Consider the following 16,577-nt stretch of genomic DNA (forward strand, 5'->3'; position numbering starts at 1 on the left):
TCAATGAATGAGTAGGAGGGAAATGGAAATGAAAAAATTTGGAATAATCTTAGCATCACTTGCTCTTTTCTTTTCACTAAGCACAGGAGTTACAGCTCAAGCAGCATCACAAAATCTATCAACGACTAATGCGGTAAAAATTGCAGCAAACGCAAGCAACCATTTCTGGAATGCACTTCATGGATCTAAAGGTAATTTATGTACTCAAAAAACATTTAATTATAAAGGCACTCAGTACTCATATCTTTGTCAAGATTTTAATACAAAAAGCAAACTAGTAAGCTACTTATCTGAAACGTTTACAAACAGTGCTATTCAAAAAGGATTAACAAATTATCGCTACATCACATATAACGGAAAGCTTGCTCGTCCTGTCGGTGACGGATTCAGCATGCTAGAGTGGAACAAAGCAAAAGCAAAACTAACTTATCAGCGCGCCGATGTTCGCTCTTATCAATTTACGGTTCCAACAGTTGACGGAGGAAGTGTAAAACGCACCGTTACATTTTATAAATCTGGTTCACAGTGGAAAGTAAATAAGTTTGATGCTGTACTATAAGCAATATAAAAAACAAGGTCTTCTAAGGCCTTGTTTTTTTATGCTCTCTCTTCCGCTCTTTATTAAAGAAGTTTCACTTTATTTTCACCAACTCTCCTTATAGTATGGAGACACACTACTACTTATTCGATACATTGTCATCGGAGGATTTTATATGAACATACTACAAAAAAGAACGGCTTTTATCGTAACGGCAGCTTTTCTTTTAGCATTTGTTTTCAGTATCGTTTCACTATCACACTATAAAGGAGAAGAACATTTATTTTCAATTCAAGAAAGTCATCAGTTAAAAAAGATTACGAATGGTATATCTGCTCTTGATAATAACTCAAGAGATCATCGTCTTCCTTCAGGAAACGGTCCTGCTTCACCCAGCAATTCCGGAGAACACGTAACGCCTTTTCATAATCTATCTATGGATAACGGTGCCGGAAGTCAAGGAGCTAATAAAGACTATGAAACGCCGCTAGCTCTTTATACGGTGGGCTTTTTTATAGCAGCAGCTTTCGTTTACGGATTAGTAAAGAAAAAGAAATGGCATCATTCGATAGGGCATTCTCGCGTTATTTTATGGTCATTACTTGGTACTGGTTTATTTATTCGGATTGCGCTGATTCCGTGGATAGGCTCTCATATGGATGCGTCGCTTTTCAAAAACTGGGCATCGGTTGCGGCTAATCATTTTTCAAATTTCTACGCTAAAAGCGGAAGCGATTATCCGCCGTTTTATATTTATATCTTGTTTATCGTTGGGAAAGTTGGTAGTTTACCGGATTTTCAGCAGTATTTTTCGCTGTTGATTAAAATTCCGCCTATTTTAGCAGATGTTGTCACATCTTATTTACTCTATCGTTTAGCTCGTAAATACTTGGCACCTTCTTTTGCATACCTGTTAGCAATTGGGTATTTATTTAATCCGGCCATTTTAGTTAATTCAACGTTTTGGGGACAAGTGGATTCATTTTTCACTTTACTTATTGTCCTAGCCATTGTAATGATTACGGAAAAACGAATTTACGCGTCGGCCGTTATTTTTACAGCAGCGGTCTTAATGAAGCCGCAGGCGATTATTATCCTGCCTATTTTGTTTTTCGAGCTCATTCGCCTGAAGCAAGTGAAGCATTTCTTCGGCATTGCTTTAACGGCGGCTTTCACTGCTGGGGTGATTTTATTGCCTTTTTCAGTCGGAAAAAGTCCAACGTGGATTATTGATTTATTTTCATCCACCATCGGAGAGTACCCGTATGCTTCTGTTAACGCCTACAACTTTTATAGTTTAATAGGCGCAAACTATAAAGACAGCTCTGCAACGCTGCTGTTTTTCAGCTATCATACGTGGGGACTTATTTTTATCGTCGCGACAACTATTTTTTCTTGGCTTATTTATATAAAAGGACGGAGCTTTAAATACGCCGCTCTTGCAGCGCTTATTCAAATTTCAGGGGTATTTACGTTTTCTTCAAGCATGCATGAACGCTACTTATTTCCAGCAGCAGCGCTTGCTTTAGTGGCTTATATTTATTTAAAAGACAAAAACTTGCTTTACTTATCCCTTGGATTTAGCATCAGTATTTTTATGAACACTTTTTTTGTTTTATACGGCGACAGTAATATGCAAAACAGCACGTCATACCCGTTTTCTATGTTTGCTACGTCGATGCTAAACGTCTTGCTTGTTGTTTATTTAGTAAAAGTTGCTTGGAATTTAGTCCAAAAAAGTACGGTTTTAAAAACGGCATAATACAAAAAGCTCAGTGAGTATGATTGATCACTGAGCTTTTTTACATAACAAGCGACATGCCTGGCGCGTCTTCTTCTCTTTCTTGAAATCCTAATTTTTTATAAAAATGATGCTTTCCTTTTGCTGCAAACAGCTGAATCGATTCAATTCCGCTTTCTTGGCATTTCGTCAACAGCTCTTGAATAATTTGCTTTCCAAGTCCTTTGTTTTGGTACGAGGGATCAACCATCACGTCGCAAATAAGCGCTTGGTAAATTCCGTCTGAAATCATACGACCGAATGCAATCAATTGTTCATTATCATAAATACCGACTCTAAACCAGCTGTTGGCTGCCGCTTCAAACAGCTGTTCTTTTGTATAATTGCCTTTTTTACTTTTATGTAATCCGCTCGCTTCATGCAAAGCAGCAAACTGCTCAAATAACGGAACCTCTTTTTTTATTACGTAAGACACGTTCATTCTCCTCTCAATACCGTTGCTTTCTATATTATATTTATACATCAAAAAGAATAATAATTCAACATTTTTATCTAGTTATCCTGTTACCCTTTCTCCAAATAAAAAAACTGCCAAACGGCAGTTTTTTAGGCTTGTGCTGATTTTTTTCGTTTTTTAAGATCAATTCCTGCAATAATAAGCAAAATGATTCCAAGAGCGATCATGATTTTACTCACTGTTTCTACCCATTCCGGTGCACCTTCAGCAAGTAAAAGTGAAAATCCAATGATATAAACCGGAAACCCAACGAGAGCCCAAGGGGATTTCACCTTCTTTGTCTTCATATATAGGATCTCCTCCTTCTTTACAGATTCTATGTAGGCTGTATATGATGAGTTTATCAGAAAAAATTGGAAACGACAAAGGAGATAAACGCATGCATACGTTGCCTCAAACATTTTGTGATACAATTACTCACCTTCACTCTCATAAAGGCCAAAAGTGGCTAACTGACTTTCCTCAGCTGATTCGCTACTGCGAACAGCGATGGCATATCACCATTCACAGTCACTTCCCTCTTTCTTACCACTTTGTTGCTCCTGCGCGCAAAGCAGATGGAAGCGAACTAGTTGTAAAACTCTTTGTAGAGCCTTCAGAGCTGCTTCATGAGCAAGAAGCACTGACAGCAATAGCTGGTGAGAACACGGTAAAAATAGTGGACAGCGATGCTGAAAAAGGCATTCTACTGCTTGAAAAGCTGTCTCCCGGATGCCCGCTTTCCTCTTTATCAACTAAAGAAGAGGCTGCGTTAATCGCTGCTCGGCTCATGAAATCTCTGTGGCGCATGCCTCAATCAGACTCCACTATCGAAGAAACAGCCGTTAAAAGAGAGAAGCAGCTTCGAGAGTATACACAAATGTATCCAAGCGGCATTGATTTTCTTTCTTCCGAAACGCTTCAACACGCGCTAGCCGTTTTCTCTGAATTAAACCGGACTTCTCAGCAGCTTTTTTTGCTTCACGGAGACTTGCATCATGATAACATCTTACAGTCTGGTGAAGCGTGGAAAATAATTGATCCAAAAGGGTTGATTGGAGAAAAAGAGTACGAAATTATCCCTTTTCTTTTAAATCATCTGCCTAAGACAAACGTAGCAGAGGCAATTGACCATCGAATCAATATATTTGTAAAAGAACTGAACGTAAGTAAAAAACGCATTTTACTGTGGGGATACGCTCATTCTGTATTAGCCACGTGCTGGTTAATAGAAGACCGCCAAGACGCCGCTTCTTTTTTACGTGCTATAGAAGCATTTCAGCACTTATTTGAGTACTATTACGGGCATAAAAAATAAGAGCCGACATTTGGCTCTTATTTTTTGCATTTCTCTGCGACAAGCTCATATGATTTTAATCGGTCAGCCGGATCGTGCGTAATGGTGACAAGCATGAGTTCATCCGCTCCGTAGCGTGCTTGAACTTCTTGAAGACGGACGTGTACTTCTTCCGGGTTTCCGATAATCATAGCTTCTTTCATCTTCTTCATTTTTTTCTCTTCTTCTTCTGTAAGCGGATAGCTGGCCGCTTCTTTAATAGAAGGCACACCTTTTGCTTCCATTTTATCCTGTTGAATTTTCCATACGAGTGAGCTCGTTGCGATGCGATGCGCTTGCTCGGTTGTTTCAGCGCAAATGACCGATACAGTGACAATCGCATAGGGCTGATTCCCGCTCTGTCTTGGCTGAAAAGCCTGCTTGTACTGATCAATAATAGCTGAACCGTCTTGTTCACTCATAAACTGTCCAAACGTATAGGCCATTCCGTTTCTAGCAGCGAGCTCGGCACTTTTTTTACTTGTGCCAAGCAGCCACGGTTCTGGAGAGACAGGCGGAAGCGGCGAAGCTGAAAGCTTGGCGTATTCATGTTCAGCCGGAAATTTATCGTCTAAAAACTGCAGAAGCTCTTCAACAAGTTCAGGCATTTTAAATACTTGCTGCAAGAAGTTATCCGACAGCGCATTTGTTGCTTCAGCCGATCCACCCGGCGCGCGCCCAATCCCTAAATCAACGCGCCCTGGAAACAGCGTTGCGAGCATGTTATACGTTTCCGCTACTTTATACGGCTTGTAGTGAGGCAGCAGCACCGCTCCCGATCCAATTCGAATTCTATTAGTTTGTGCGCCGATATAGCCAAGCATCACTTCAGGAGCCGAACAGGCAAGTCCAGACAAATCATGGTGCTCTGCAATCCAGTAGCGCTCATAGCCAAGCTTGTCACCAGCCTTGGCCAGCTGCATCGATGCTTCTAACGCTTCCGCTGGGGTCTGATGGGATGAAACGGGCGATTGGTCAAGTATACTTACTTTCATCACACATCTGCTCCTTATTCGTTCACTTCAATTAAACTTAATGAAAAATCCCCTACCTGGCCTTTTTCATATAAATTTGTAAAAGACGTAGAGTACTGATGAATCGTTCCTTGGAAATCCAGATCTTCTTCTGGGACATTTACATGAAAAGTACCTTTATATAAAAGTGTAGTAATATCATGATATTCCTCACTTGTTACCTTAAAATCAACTGAAACTTTTGTTTTGCCTTTTACAATTTCTTGTTCATAGCTGTAAATTTGAATAGGCGTATCATTTAATACAATTTCTTGTACCACGTTAAATCGTCTCCTTTTTTAGTGCGTATGAAAAATAATAGCACTTGAAGAAGTCATGAGCAAATAAAAGAGCTTCTGGTTGCGCATGCAAAAAAAGCATGGCTTTTCGCCATGCTTGTAGTTCAAAAACGATCTTATACGCGCTTTGTACGCGTGCGTTTGAATACGAAATAAAGAACAATAATCACAAATGCCGCAACTACAAACGGAAGCGTATATTTGCTTGCTACGTCTTCAATGTTCGCCCAGTTCTCGCCTAGCTTTCCGCCTAAGTAAATAAATAAAATCGACCAAGGAATCATCGCTAACACGGTTAAAGACGTAAACTTCCAAAACGGCATTTTAGCAATACCTGCAGGGATCGAAATCGCATGTCGAACAACCGGGACAAAACGAGCGGAGAAAACCACGCCCGCGCCGTATTTATTAAACCAGTTTTCCGCAAGGTCGATATGCTTATCATGAATAAATAAGTACTTGCCGTATTTTTGAAGAAACGGACGTCCTCCGTAGGCTCCAATCCAATATAAAAACCACTGTGCAATCGTTCCGCCAATAATTCCGGCAATGACTGCTCCAGGAAAACTAATCATGCCTTTAGAAATCATATACCCCCCGTAGGCTAGTACAATTTCACTTGGAATGATTTCAATCATTAAGCCGAGCGCAATACCTAAATAGCCAAGGCTCGTTAAAAAATCCAAAATACTCGTAATAAATGAACTCACCTTTAATCACCTTACTCATTCTTTAATAATTTTACACTACTACTATATTCCAACCATCAGTATAAAAGGAAACTATGAACTCACTATGAACAGCTTACTTCCCCGTTGACTGCCGGTACCTTTTCCGCAGCTCATGCGTATGCAGATCCGCTAGGCGGACCGGAATCGGAAGCTTGCTTTCTTTTGAAATAAAATGCATCATAAGCTGATATGACATGTCCAAATCAATATAGTTTCCGCACGACAGAAAAATAGGCTTTACCCCTTTGGCTGTCCTTACTACTCTACCATAAACTTCGCCATCAATCACAATATCTTCATAAGCGCCTGCTGTATCTTCAGGCATAACGTAATCATGTCCCTTGATCTTTAAATAGCTTTTCCCAATTCCAACGGTAGGTTTATTGAGAAAAAACGAAGCATGTGTGGCTACTCCCATGTGCTCGTAGTGCAAATATCCGTTGCCATCAAATAAAAACACATCGGGCTCTATTTGAAGTTTTTTAGCCGCTTCAAGAATTAAAGGAAGCTCTCGAAAAGCTAGAAACCCAGGAAGATAAGGAACCGTTACTTCTCCTACACTGTGCACTTTTTCCACAATGCTTTTCGTCTGATAATCAACCACTACAATGCTGCACGCTCCGTAAGATATGCCGTTTTCTTCCCAGTACGCAACATCAACACCAGCACAGTTATGTATATGCGTCATTTTGACGCGTGATGTTAAATCAATTTGTGCTTTTAGCTTTTGCTGAAGCGTCCGGCACTCCTCTTTCGTTTGCATCGTAAACGTATGTATGTACTGAATATCCATGTTCCATTCCTTTCATTGACTGACTCACCTATTATACAACTATTTTCTAAGAAATTCCTATTCTTTTTTTCACACCTTTTATTATAGCGCTGTTTCCTTAACGTTTGATTAAAATTCCTATTCGTTTACGCATTTTTTGTAAACATCACCATGAAAAAATCCCTATTTTTCTTTACGAAATGTCAACGCTTTCTACACACTTTCTCTATATCAGCATCACATTTTTTCGTTATGCTGTTTCTATACCAACGCATAGGAGAGAAACGTGATGAAAAAATATTTAGCTGGTCTAAGCGCCGTCGCCTTGTTATGTTGTTCAATCGCCTCTTCTGCTTTTGCACGCACGGAAGAAAAACTCACAAATATTGCGCACCGAGGAGCCTCCGCTTACGCACCTGAAAATACAATGGCTGCTTTTCACCAAGCGCTAGAAATGAATGCAGATTACATTGAACTTGACGTGCAGCAAAGCAAAGACGGTGTACTCGTTATTATGCATGACCGTACCGTAGACCGAACGACAAACGGAAGCGGACACATTCGAGAGTTAACGTACGCGGAGCTTCAGCGCTTGGACGCAGGAAGCTGGAAAGGGGATTCTTTTACGAATGAAAAAATTCCAACTCTTTCGCAAGTATTAGATGAATTTCAAGGAAAAATCGGTATATTAATAGAGTTAAAAGCGCCGGAACTTTATCCTGGAATTGAAAAAAAAGTAGCTTTTGAAATCAACAAGCGACAGCTCGATCACGTTATCATTCAGTCTTTTAACGTTTCATCCATGAAAAAAATGCATGAGCTTCTCCCAAACGTTCCTATAGGCATACTAACTTCTTCACAGCGAGACGCAAGCCCAAATTCAATCCAGCAATTCGCCGCTTTTGCCACTTACTTTAACCCGTCTTATGACATCCTAACGCCTGCTCTTATCCACCAAGTCCATTCTGCCGGAATGAAAATATCACCGTGGTCTGGAACCAAGCGGCTTCCCGCTTCATTTTTGTGGAAAACAAAAAGTGACGGAGTGATTACAAATTATCCTGATGAAGTGAATTGGGTGCAAACATCAAGTGCTATCGGACAACAGCTCGAAAAAGGAAGCGCACGCCGAGTAATTACACTTGCCGTCACAATGTGGCCATAGTTCCTGTAATCTTTTACTAGTAACCTCGTCTTCCTTACTGCCTTTTTAACGCTTCAATACGTTTGATTTCACTGAAATACCGAAAGTTCCCTTTAAAACATCTCTCCATCGTTTTAAAAAACTGCTCCGCTCCTCCTAACACCACCATAAAAAAGTCTTGTTTTGGAAGCACTGCTTTTACGGGAGGAGATGTATGCAAGGTATACAGTACAAACTGTTCAGAAGCCGATTTTAAGGTTAATACTAACGGTTGATCTGGAAAATTCATCTCTCCATATCCGGTCTCTTTTAAACTCTCCATTGCATCCAACAAATAAAGCCACATCCCATCTATAACATCCCATGCAGATGCATCAAGAAGCGGCTCACCGTAGTATTCAAGCTTAATAGCTCCTTCAAGGCAAGTAAAATCAAACTGATTACCGTAACGAATGAGTTCTTCTTCGTTCGATATATCGATAAAATAGTGCGATTCCTTTTCATATAGAGATGATAAATCCGTAATCAAAATACCTGGACGCTTAATGAATGTTTGAACACGAAACAACATTATCCCTCCATGCCCTGTTTGCTTTCACAGCTCAAATAAATTTTCTCCGTCCTTATTTACCCAATACTTTTCTATTTTTGGAATCAAACCTGTAAAGTCTTTATACGTTCCTTTCCAATCGCTTGGAACATATTCTTCAAATGAAGCCGGCTCAGGAAACAGTGAGTAAAACGTCTTTTGATCAAAATCCACCAAAAATGAAGGGCTAAAATCTAATACGTCTTCTTCATCTACGCTTTCTATTTTATCTTCAAACAGCTTTAAAAGAGTAGTTGTATCTGCTTGATACGACTCTATACGTTTTAAAAAAAGCTCAGCATTTTCATTGCTGAGAACTTCGATCCCTTTTCGTTCAGGTTCGATGTATTCATTAACCGCTGAATCACCTTCATTTTCAAAAGCTTGTGCAAACTTTACATAATCCAAATACCATAGCTCTCGATCGGTCACATACCATTGAAACTGCTTTTTATGTACTACTCCGACAATTACGTTTTCAGCATATATGGGTTCTAGCATGAGATGGACCTCCTTGCTTTTATTAGCTTTGTGACCTGTTATATACGATTTAATTAATCTTTAAGCACTCTCTTTTGTACTTTTTCATTCAGCTTTCGTTTTAAATATTCAGCAATTTCTATTTGTCCTCGTTCAATCGCAAATGCGTAAGCATCCATCTCTTTCATATTTTCACCAGAGTATGTAATCGATATATTAATATGATTCTCAACTAACAGTTTAACCATCTCAAAATGACCGTTATATATGGCAGCAAACAGCGGATTTCTATCTGGTTCACTGATATCAATTTCAATATTATGGTTAATAAGATACTTAGCAATATCTATATGTCCTTTTGCAGCCGCTCTTTCTAAGGCATTGGTAGAAAAAGTTCCTCCTTGTGCATTAACATCTATTCCAGCACGAATAAGGTATTGTACGATTTCTAAATGACTATGAGCTGTTGCTACATGTAGCCATGTGCCAAAAGGTGTGATCCATGTTAACATTTCTGGATTTTTCTCAAATAAGTCTCTTACCTTATTTAAGTGACCACCTTTTATAGCGTCTCTAATAGCTTTTGTCATTTGAGTTATTTCCATTTTTCGTTTTCCCTCTACTTTCTACCTTGTAGAATTCTCTCCAAAATATATCGTCTCTCTGCTTGGTGTAATGCGCTGTAGTGTCGGGAGCTTATTGTCTATAGCAAGACTCGATTCGCGGCTTCTTTATGTACTCCTACTAGTCTTCGATACTATAATTTTGTTTGATTTTATGTAAAAGAGCCATCACTTTTTCTTTATCATGGGCATGATCTTCAATATATACGTGGCAAATTTTGTTCAAGTAAGTTAAAAACGTTTCATAATCAACGATAACACTTTTGTCAGTGTCACCCGTACCGTCTAGAAATTCAATACCGTTTTCAACATGGTCCTCTTCCCACGGCTCTAAGTCGCCTGAAAATGTACAAATGTGGTACTCATTTCCATAACCAGTTTCCTCTGAAAAATAGTGTAAGACTTTTAAAAATTTTTGATCTGATAAAGCGCTATAAAAACTTATCATGGGAGACAACGTACAATCTATATCATGAAATAATTCTACGATCTTCTTCATTTATATCCCCTTTTTATAATTAATTGAATCAACATTTACTATTTGATCACGCCTACTTCTATGAGAGCCTCAAAAAATCCACAATTATTTTCATGCCCTACTTTAGCTGCGGATTAATGAAGCATAGCTAAAAATTCTTTGAATGTATCTGCAACAGGGTACGTGTTCGGCTCAAGCTCAGCAGAATTTTCATGATCCCATACACAAACGCTAGGGTTATCTCTTGAATTTCTATAATCTAAACACACAAAATCTCCTGCAAATAAAGTCGCGATTGGTAATAAAGCTACTCCCAATAAATCTCCATCATCTGTAAGCCGATCCTCTAATTGAGTCCATGTTACATCAATATCAAACGTACCGGCTTCATTGTTCTCTGGGGCTTCAAGAATACATAAAAACCTTATTAATACATAGCTATGACTCTTCACTTTAAAAGCTTTTGCTTCTGGAGAAGCCCCGTTATTTCTTTTTATCATTTGTTTATAGTCTGGAGGTAATTTCACTCTCCAAAACGCTTCTTTTTCAGCTAGTAAATTATCCGATGGTAATGGATAAATGATTGAATCTTTTTTTATTTCCATTGAATGTACTCCTTCTCTGTAGTATTCTTTCATTCCCTATTGAAATATGTATATTTAACATAATGAATTACACTATAAGCTGTTCATTTTTTATCTATCTTTTACAGCCTCGAGATATCTCTTTAGATGCTTTTGTCCTAGCTTACTTTTTGGCAAGATACCAAGGTATTCATATTTCCATATTGTCTTCCTAGCATGGGAATCTGCGGCTGAAAGATCATCATAATTAAATTGAATCGTAAACGTTTCTTTGTGATTAAAAATTAAAGTGAAGTTGGTCCATGGCTCTTGGTTCTCACTGCAGGTAAACACTTTCCACAATTCTTGGATGCAGTCTAATAATTTGTTCCATTGTTTAACATAGTCTTCTTCACTTACAGCAAAAATTTCAGGAATGTCATGACTGTATATAATTTCATCACTGTTATTAGGATAATAATAGAAGTACGCTGTTTGGGCACCATCAACAACTTCACCATAAAGATAAACTTTAGAACACGCTTCCGGAATGGTCTCTATTACGATATTGCCTATGTCTTGATATAGCTTATTCACTTTTTCTTCGTTCATCTAACATTCCTCCTGCTGCCTTGTTAAATTGCCTAAGAAGCCCTAGCAAAATATTAAAGCCTATTATTACGTTTCACCTTTTCAAACCACTCATTAGCATTATAACTAGCGGTTTTAACATCATCATTTGTATAGACCAACTCGTAATTGTATTCCGCTGTAAAGTGGCCGCTCTTCACATCATAAATTAATCTCATCTCCGTTGGCATGTCTCTGTTATTTTCTTTACACAGCGCTTCAATTTTTTCAATATCTTCATTTAAAATATCTAATACCATAAATCCTCTTTTCGGAGATGTATCATATCTTTCATCCTCATCCTCTAAGGCGTCGTTCACTTGATGAGATTTTACATATTGATTGTTAATAAGATAAAAGAATTTACTGGAAATAATGTTTCCTTCACACGAAGCATAGATATACACTTTGTCGGCTCTATCGTTAATATATTCCATACAAATTGATATCGTATCAGCTTGGAGTTCAGTGAATCGTTCTTCAAATTCTTTCATATGATGGTGCACCTCGCTTATAAACTTTTAATTCTACGCTTGTAAAATGTTCCCTTGATGCAATTCTTTAGGGTTAATTTAGTACCTTCATGAGGTGGGAATTTAACCACAAATACTGGATTTATGCTAAATTGGATTATTGGGATACTCATTTAAATACTTATTAATTTTCAGTCATCCTTTGCTTTAAATATTCAGCAATCTCAGTCTGCCCAAACTCTCTTGCATATTCATAAGCATTCATATTTTTGATATTTTCTCCCGTGTATCTAATGGACACATCTATTCCTTTTTGTACTAAATATTTAACTACTTCTTGATGCCCCCCATAAATTGCTCCAAACAGCGGATTTCTCTTCGCTAAGCTCACATCTAGTTCTGCTCCAGATTCTATTAAATACTTTACTATCTCTAAATTACCGGCCCCAGCTGCTAGATTTAACACAGAAGCATCAAATGTCCCGCCTTTCGCATTAACGTCAATTCCTTTTTCAACTAAATATCGGACGATTTGAAGGTTCTCTTTTTTAACCGCTACATGTAACCACGTACCAAATACAGTCACGGTATTTAAAACCTCTATATCATCTCCTATTAGTTTTTTCACTGCGTTGATATCGCCAGTTTTAATGGCATTTCTTATCAATTTCTTACTATGGTTTCGGTCCACTATGCAAACTCCTTCATTATCATCTACAAATAACTTATTATATAATCCTTATCTGTGCTATTAAGTAACTGTTGAAGAAAATGAATATCATCCTTATCCATAAGTTCGTGCCTCCTTTTAAAAACACTCAGATGCTATAACTCATTGATTATTGCTGTTAAAATCTTCTTCATATCTTTTCATTTTCATCATTTGTTCTTTATCTTTTTCATCCGCCAATTCTCTACTTAAATATTTGTACTCAAAATACTTAATTCGAGCTGAAGGGCCAAATAGTGAGTCGTTCCAGTTCACATAACTAAAGTGCACCTTTAATTTTGTTTCATCATTTACTATCATCGTAACTGAATACCAAGGTTCTTGTTGATTCTCCATAAATACGTTTTGTAATTGAACCGTTAAATGAAATAATTCATGAAGAGAATGATTGTACGCTTTTTTTTCGACTTGATATGTTCGAGGTATTAAATGTGAATATTGATATTCATTTTCTTCTCCTACAACTTTATAAAAAAAGTATACTCCACCTTCTCCATCTTTCACTTCACCATTAAAGTAAAAGCTGCCCCATTCAACAGGAATCATATCGCTTATCTTTTGAGTAAGTTTACGATAAAGTGTTTGAAGTTCATTTTCAAATGACGTATGATTTCTCTCTGCTTCATTAAGCACTAAGTTATCCATTTCTTCCCTATCTTTTGCAATGCCTTCTGTCATTTTGATTAAATTTTTCACCATATTAAGTGTAATTCTCTTCTTCATCTTCATAAACCTTAATACTTGCTCCCATTAAAAGTAACTCTTCAGCAGACGCTACTAAACCTTCCAAGGCTTCTGCATCATAATAATCACATACAATCACAGGGATTCTCATACTGATATTTTGTTTTATGTCACTTATAGATTTAAGTGTTTTTTGTCTTAATAAAGGAATATATTTATTAACATTTGAGTCATTAAAAACTACTAAACTAATGGTGTGCATATGTACGACTCCTCCTACTCAGTCATCAAAACATTCACGGTCACTTGCTGATGTAATCTTTAGTCATGTAACTTATCAAGAAATTCAGTAAATGTTGGTGCAACATAAAATACATTTTCTCTTTCACGCTCTTCCGTTAAACCCTCTTCCTCGATTAACATTTCTTTTTACCAAGCGTTTTCATGTTCCCAAAAAACTACAATTGGATTATTTTCATGCCCTTTGTAATCAAAACATATTAAATTCCCCGCGGAGTCAAATCCTGTACATTCTTTAAATGAATTAGTATCAGTTATGTTTGTAATCGATTACGAGGTGGATTATAAGTTACCCGCAAAACCATCTGTATCACTTGCTGCTTCGTATTTTGCAGTGACGCCCTTATATAGACAGCTAAGTGTTTTACAATTATAGTTTTCAGTAAGTACCAGCTATCAAATTACAGACTTTCTATTAACATTAAAAGGATTTACATCGCTTTCTTCTAACAACTCTTCAAACTTTTCCGCTCCGTATGTTATAAAAAAGTCATAATTACTTTATTTTTTACTTTATCAAATTCTGCCCTGTGCTTAGCTGTTTCTATTGGTGACATTTTTTTATATTCTTTATTTCTTAAGGCTTCCTTCAACTTCTCTATTTGGTTTTTAGGTAACTCTCTGCCGGTTCGCCCTTCTATATCTCTAATATATTTTTTTATTGTATCAGAATCTATCTTATTACCCGTACCCTTAGTAACTTCTTGAACCTTCTCAACTTCTTTAACAACCGGTTTCTCCACTCTCTCCACATTCGGGTTAGCCACAAATCGTCCGGTTTCTGAATCTTGGTATCGCTTGGCAGTTGGGTTATAGAGAGCTTGCGCCATCTGCATCGTCTGCTGCTTCACATTCTGCAAGGTCTCTCTCACCGTCTGCTGGGCAAGTGATGGACCAGCCGGCACAAGTTCTGGCATGAGTCGTGGCATACTGCTGTCTAGGATGTTGTTATATGTTTTATGTAGCGACTGTGTCCAGGAGGCCGGTGCGTTTTTGACGCTTTGGTAGGCTTGCTTTGTGACGTTGGCAACGGCGCTTGTTCGAAGCGTGTTGCGCATGTTGTTGAGCTTTTCGGTTCCTTTGGTCGCAAGGCTTTGTCCCATTTTCCCCGCTACCTTCGTAGAAAGCGCTCCAGCTCCAGCAATTCCTAATGCTTGCAGAAGACTTGCTTTACGCTGCTCTTCACTGATTTTATTCCCGAACATGTCGCGTCCGGTCATGTATTCTCCTAGGCCGTTTGCAGCCACAAGACCGTAGAGGCCTTTTTCGGTTTGCTCTAGGACTTTGAAGGATTTGGCAGATTTGCAGCGTGATCGCTGCGCTTAGGCTATTCATTTGACTACAAATAAAAATGAAAACCCTTTGAAATTATATACCCTCACATAAAAGAAAGCACTTGCTGCCTGTTGTAGACAATTAGTGCTCTCTAACGAATTAAATAGGTCTGACGAATATATGAGTATTCACTCTAGTTTAGATACTATCAAACTACCTATTCTGCTAACATATTTAGAAATTTTTCAAAGCTGTTACTTACAATATATGTTACAGGATTTAAATTCAAGGATTCTTCATAATTTCAAACGTATACAATAGGCTCTTCAACATGGTAGCAATCATCTAAACAAAGTTCCCTGCAAATAAAACAGCTATGAGGGGTAATTCAACACCTACTAAATTTTCATCAAAAAGAATTCTTTCGTCTAATTGTGTTCTAGCTACTCCTATATCTTAATACTTATTATCTCTTTCTTACAATTAACTCAAAACTGTATTCAGCTTTAAGCCACTCTTCATATCATAAATTACCTTTATCTCCATTGGCATGGCTCTTTTACATTCTTTATAAAATTTTTATTTAAATGTAACTGCCTCCGATCTCCTATGTCTACCACCCAACATGAACTTCTTAATTCAAGAAAAGACATTTTTAACATAAAAAACATTTAAAAAAACCCTCAAAAGGCTATATCCAATCAAAGGTTTAATAATATTTTGCTGATTTTCATAGTATATATTATCTATTTTTTTAATCCTTAACCTTTATTTACACTAACGGAACTTCATACTAATAAATCCAAATCTGTATCAGTCACTAATATACAACCTTAAAAAACTACCTTTTCTCCTGAATCAGTATAAACAAAATACTTTTTATTATTTTCGCTTAGTAAAGTTATATCTGTACCAATAGGCATATCAAAAATATTTATTATAGCAGGTTCTATTTCAATAATCGTTCCCCAGTCGCAAACTGACATATTCGATGCATTTGCAAGAAATTCCTCTGTATCGATATCAGACAAAAATCTCCACCCATTATCAAGATCATTTACTGGTTCTTCTTTAATGCACCATTTTAAGTCCCCTATATTTTTTAGAATATTATTTGATACAACGCTACCGCCTAATCCACTACTTGTTTTCAACTAACCGCCTCCATGACTTTTTTCATATCCTCAGTTCCACGTTCTTCAATTATTCGCTTTAAAGAATAACCAAATTTATTGGAATCATTAAAATCGGGGTGTTTTTCCAAACAGTATAAAATTAATTCATTTCCATCCCTTGTGCGTTCTTTTAATACTTCTTGACACAGAGATAATATTGCAGAATTAGAAAATTTTTTATCTTTTAAATTTAAATCAACACCCATTTCAACTAACTTATATGCTAAGTCAACAGCACCTACATAATTAATATTTGCTGCTAAATAGTGCAATTCATTACATCCTTCATTTGAAACAATATTAACTTTTGCATTGTTTTCTAGTAAAAACTTTGCTATATCAAACTTTCTACTAATCAGTGATTTTTCAAGTAAACTAATACCGTTTTTATCAACCGAGTTTATTACCTCTTCGATACATTTATTTTCAATCTTCAACTTTTTTAAAAATTCTTCGAGATTTCCAAACTTTATTATAGTCCAAAAATCAGCCTTGTTAATGTCCATT

The 16,577-nt window shown here is 37.2% G+C and carries 22 protein-coding genes and 2 pseudogenes; 4 read left to right on the forward strand and 20 right to left on the reverse strand.

Going from position 1 to position 16,577, the window contains the following annotated elements; genetic code table 11:
• The first annotated feature begins 22 nt into the window (after positions 1 to 22).
• Entirely contained in the window at positions 23 to 559 is a 537-nt protein-coding gene (locus LJY09_RS13250) for an IseA DL-endopeptidase inhibitor family protein (protein ID WP_014459798.1), read from the forward strand.
• A gap of 154 nt (positions 560 to 713) precedes the next feature.
• Positions 714 to 2,300, forward strand: coding sequence for an MptA/MptB family glycosyltransferase (locus LJY09_RS13255; protein WP_228307228.1), 1,587 nt, complete (start codon positions 714 to 716; stop codon positions 2,298 to 2,300).
• 40 nt (positions 2,301 to 2,340) lie between these two features.
• Here LJY09_RS13255 and LJY09_RS13260 read toward each other — a convergent pair whose 3' ends face one another.
• Complete coding sequence (locus LJY09_RS13260; protein WP_033579196.1) at positions 2,341 to 2,754, reverse strand: GNAT family N-acetyltransferase; 414 nt, start codon at positions 2,752 to 2,754, stop codon at positions 2,341 to 2,343.
• A gap of 131 nt (positions 2,755 to 2,885) precedes the next feature.
• A complete protein-coding gene (locus tag LJY09_RS13265; protein ID WP_034269118.1) occupies positions 2,886 to 3,083 on the reverse strand; it encodes a hypothetical protein in 198 nt (65 codons plus the stop codon).
• A gap of 92 nt (positions 3,084 to 3,175) precedes the next feature.
• Here LJY09_RS13265 and LJY09_RS13270 point away from each other — a divergent pair, with 92 nt between their 5' ends.
• Complete coding sequence (locus LJY09_RS13270; protein WP_033579553.1) at positions 3,176 to 4,093, forward strand: aminoglycoside phosphotransferase family protein; 918 nt, start codon at positions 3,176 to 3,178, stop codon at positions 4,091 to 4,093.
• A gap of 17 nt (positions 4,094 to 4,110) precedes the next feature.
• On the opposite strand, the gene LJY09_RS13275 is transcribed toward LJY09_RS13270, so the two are convergent.
• From LJY09_RS13275 to LJY09_RS13290, 4 genes are all read right to left on the reverse strand, one after another.
• A complete protein-coding gene (locus LJY09_RS13275) occupies positions 4,111 to 5,106 on the reverse strand; it encodes an LLM class flavin-dependent oxidoreductase (protein ID WP_033579198.1) in 996 nt (331 codons plus the stop codon).
• A 14-nt stretch (positions 5,107 to 5,120) separates the two neighbouring features.
• Positions 5,121 to 5,405 carry a DUF3219 family protein gene (locus LJY09_RS13280; RefSeq protein WP_014459792.1) on the reverse strand — a complete coding sequence of 95 codons (285 nt, stop codon included), beginning with the start codon at positions 5,403 to 5,405 and terminating at the stop codon, positions 5,121 to 5,123.
• 134 nt (positions 5,406 to 5,539) lie between these two features.
• Positions 5,540 to 6,133, reverse strand: coding sequence for an undecaprenyl phosphate transporter UptA (locus LJY09_RS13285; RefSeq protein ID WP_098249550.1), 594 nt, complete (start codon positions 6,131 to 6,133; stop codon positions 5,540 to 5,542).
• 94 nt (positions 6,134 to 6,227) lie between these two features.
• Positions 6,228 to 6,947 (reverse strand): endonuclease V, encoded by a 720-nt coding sequence (locus LJY09_RS13290; protein ID WP_154973005.1) that lies wholly within the window; start codon positions 6,945 to 6,947, stop codon positions 6,228 to 6,230.
• Positions 6,948 to 7,215: 268 nt separating this feature from the next.
• On the opposite strand from LJY09_RS13290, the gene LJY09_RS13295 reads away from it, so the two are divergent.
• Positions 7,216 to 8,091, forward strand: a complete 876-nt coding sequence (locus LJY09_RS13295; RefSeq protein WP_045291777.1) for a glycerophosphodiester phosphodiesterase — start codon at positions 7,216 to 7,218, stop codon at positions 8,089 to 8,091.
• A gap of 34 nt (positions 8,092 to 8,125) precedes the next feature.
• On the opposite strand, the gene LJY09_RS13300 is transcribed toward LJY09_RS13295, so the two are convergent.
• The 14 genes and pseudogenes from LJY09_RS13300 to LJY09_RS13365 form a co-directional block, all read right to left on the reverse strand.
• Positions 8,126 to 8,638, reverse strand: a complete 513-nt coding sequence (locus LJY09_RS13300; RefSeq protein WP_033579200.1) for a hypothetical protein — start codon at positions 8,636 to 8,638, stop codon at positions 8,126 to 8,128.
• Between the two features lie 27 nt (positions 8,639 to 8,665).
• Positions 8,666 to 9,160 carry a hypothetical protein gene (locus tag LJY09_RS13305; RefSeq protein WP_029322197.1) on the reverse strand — a complete coding sequence of 165 codons (495 nt, stop codon included), beginning with the start codon at positions 9,158 to 9,160 and terminating at the stop codon, positions 8,666 to 8,668.
• Between the two features lie 53 nt (positions 9,161 to 9,213).
• Entirely contained in the window at positions 9,214 to 9,744 is a 531-nt protein-coding gene (locus LJY09_RS13310; protein ID WP_154973006.1) for an ankyrin repeat domain-containing protein, read from the reverse strand.
• A 139-nt stretch (positions 9,745 to 9,883) separates the two neighbouring features.
• Positions 9,884 to 10,261, reverse strand: a complete 378-nt coding sequence (gene cdiI, locus LJY09_RS13315; RefSeq protein WP_154973007.1) for a ribonuclease toxin immunity protein CdiI — start codon at positions 10,259 to 10,261, stop codon at positions 9,884 to 9,886.
• Between the two features lie 113 nt (positions 10,262 to 10,374).
• Positions 10,375 to 10,845 (reverse strand): SMI1/KNR4 family protein, encoded by a 471-nt coding sequence (locus LJY09_RS13320; RefSeq protein WP_033579207.1) that lies wholly within the window; start codon positions 10,843 to 10,845, stop codon positions 10,375 to 10,377.
• A gap of 90 nt (positions 10,846 to 10,935) precedes the next feature.
• The gene (locus LJY09_RS13325; protein ID WP_154973008.1) at positions 10,936 to 11,415 is read right to left on the reverse strand and encodes an antitoxin YezG family protein; all 480 of its coding nucleotides are present in this window, start codon (positions 11,413 to 11,415) and stop codon (positions 10,936 to 10,938) included.
• Positions 11,416 to 11,468: 53 nt separating this feature from the next.
• Positions 11,469 to 11,927, reverse strand: coding sequence for an immunity protein YezG family protein (locus LJY09_RS13330; protein WP_154973009.1), 459 nt, complete (start codon positions 11,925 to 11,927; stop codon positions 11,469 to 11,471).
• 163 nt (positions 11,928 to 12,090) lie between these two features.
• Complete coding sequence (locus tag LJY09_RS13335) at positions 12,091 to 12,597, reverse strand: ankyrin repeat domain-containing protein (RefSeq protein ID WP_114895645.1); 507 nt, start codon at positions 12,595 to 12,597, stop codon at positions 12,091 to 12,093.
• Positions 12,598 to 12,738: 141 nt separating this feature from the next.
• Complete coding sequence (locus LJY09_RS13340; RefSeq protein ID WP_228307229.1) at positions 12,739 to 13,359, reverse strand: immunity protein YezG family protein; 621 nt, start codon at positions 13,357 to 13,359, stop codon at positions 12,739 to 12,741.
• Positions 13,337 to 13,582: a hypothetical protein gene (locus LJY09_RS13345; RefSeq protein WP_154973010.1), complete on the reverse strand. Its 246-nt coding sequence runs from the start codon at positions 13,580 to 13,582 to the stop codon at positions 13,337 to 13,339. The genes LJY09_RS13340 and LJY09_RS13345 overlap by 23 nt, the downstream gene beginning before the upstream one ends.
• Positions 13,583 to 13,641: 59 nt before the next feature.
• Positions 13,642 to 13,842: pseudogene (locus tag LJY09_RS13350) on the reverse strand (SMI1/KNR4 family protein); the annotation flags it as partial.
• A gap of 272 nt (positions 13,843 to 14,114) precedes the next feature.
• Positions 14,115 to 14,312, reverse strand: a pseudogene (locus LJY09_RS13355) (hypothetical protein); the annotation flags it as partial.
• Between the two features lie 1,416 nt (positions 14,313 to 15,728).
• Positions 15,729 to 16,049: an immunity protein Imm33 domain-containing protein gene (locus tag LJY09_RS13360; protein WP_014459771.1), complete on the reverse strand. Its 321-nt coding sequence runs from the start codon at positions 16,047 to 16,049 to the stop codon at positions 15,729 to 15,731.
• Positions 16,046 to 16,576, reverse strand: a complete 531-nt coding sequence (locus tag LJY09_RS13365; RefSeq protein WP_154973011.1) for an ankyrin repeat domain-containing protein — start codon at positions 16,574 to 16,576, stop codon at positions 16,046 to 16,048. Before LJY09_RS13365 ends, LJY09_RS13360 begins: the two co-directional genes overlap by 4 nt.
• Position 16,577: the final 1 nt, after the last annotated feature.

This window comes from Priestia sp. J2 (assembly GCF_020790095.1).
GTDB classification, from domain to species: domain Bacteria; phylum Bacillota; class Bacilli; order Bacillales; family Bacillaceae_H; genus Priestia; species Priestia zanthoxyli.

Bases quoted from the DNA above. Each gene is read 5' to 3' on its own strand.
- LJY09_RS13340 (WP_228307229.1), bottom strand. From the start codon at position 13,359: ATGAAGAAGAGAATTACACTTAATATGGTGAAAAATTTAATCAAAATG.
- cdiI (WP_154973007.1), bottom strand. From the start codon at position 10,261: ATGAAGAAGATCGTAGAATTATTTCATGATATAGATTGTACGTTGTCT.
- LJY09_RS13365 (WP_154973011.1), bottom strand. From the start codon at position 16,576: ATGGACATTAACAAGGCTGATTTTTGGACTATAATAAAGTTTGGAAAT.
- LJY09_RS13275 (WP_033579198.1), bottom strand. From the start codon at position 5,106: ATGAAAGTAAGTATACTTGACCAATCGCCCGTTTCATCCCATCAGACC.
- LJY09_RS13290 (WP_154973005.1), bottom strand. From the start codon at position 6,947: ATGGATATTCAGTACATACATACGTTTACGATGCAAACGAAAGAGGAG.
- LJY09_RS13330 (WP_154973009.1), bottom strand. From the start codon at position 11,927: ATGAAAGAATTTGAAGAACGATTCACTGAACTCCAAGCTGATACGATA.
- LJY09_RS13310 (WP_154973006.1), bottom strand. From the start codon at position 9,744: ATGGAAATAACTCAAATGACAAAAGCTATTAGAGACGCTATAAAAGGT.
- LJY09_RS13320 (WP_033579207.1), bottom strand. From the start codon at position 10,845: ATGGAAATAAAAAAAGATTCAATCATTTATCCATTACCATCGGATAAT.
- LJY09_RS13255 (WP_228307228.1), top strand. From the start codon at position 714: ATGAACATACTACAAAAAAGAACGGCTTTTATCGTAACGGCAGCTTTT.
- LJY09_RS13250 (WP_014459798.1), top strand. From the start codon at position 23: ATGGAAATGAAAAAATTTGGAATAATCTTAGCATCACTTGCTCTTTTC.
- LJY09_RS13270 (WP_033579553.1), top strand. From the start codon at position 3,176: ATGCATACGTTGCCTCAAACATTTTGTGATACAATTACTCACCTTCAC.
- LJY09_RS13305 (WP_029322197.1), bottom strand. From the start codon at position 9,160: ATGCTAGAACCCATATATGCTGAAAACGTAATTGTCGGAGTAGTACAT.
- LJY09_RS13345 (WP_154973010.1), bottom strand. From the start codon at position 13,582: ATGCACACCATTAGTTTAGTAGTTTTTAATGACTCAAATGTTAATAAA.
- LJY09_RS13265 (WP_034269118.1), bottom strand. From the start codon at position 3,083: ATGAAGACAAAGAAGGTGAAATCCCCTTGGGCTCTCGTTGGGTTTCCG.
- LJY09_RS13325 (WP_154973008.1), bottom strand. From the start codon at position 11,415: ATGAACGAAGAAAAAGTGAATAAGCTATATCAAGACATAGGCAATATC.
- LJY09_RS13295 (WP_045291777.1), top strand. From the start codon at position 7,216: ATGAAAAAATATTTAGCTGGTCTAAGCGCCGTCGCCTTGTTATGTTGT.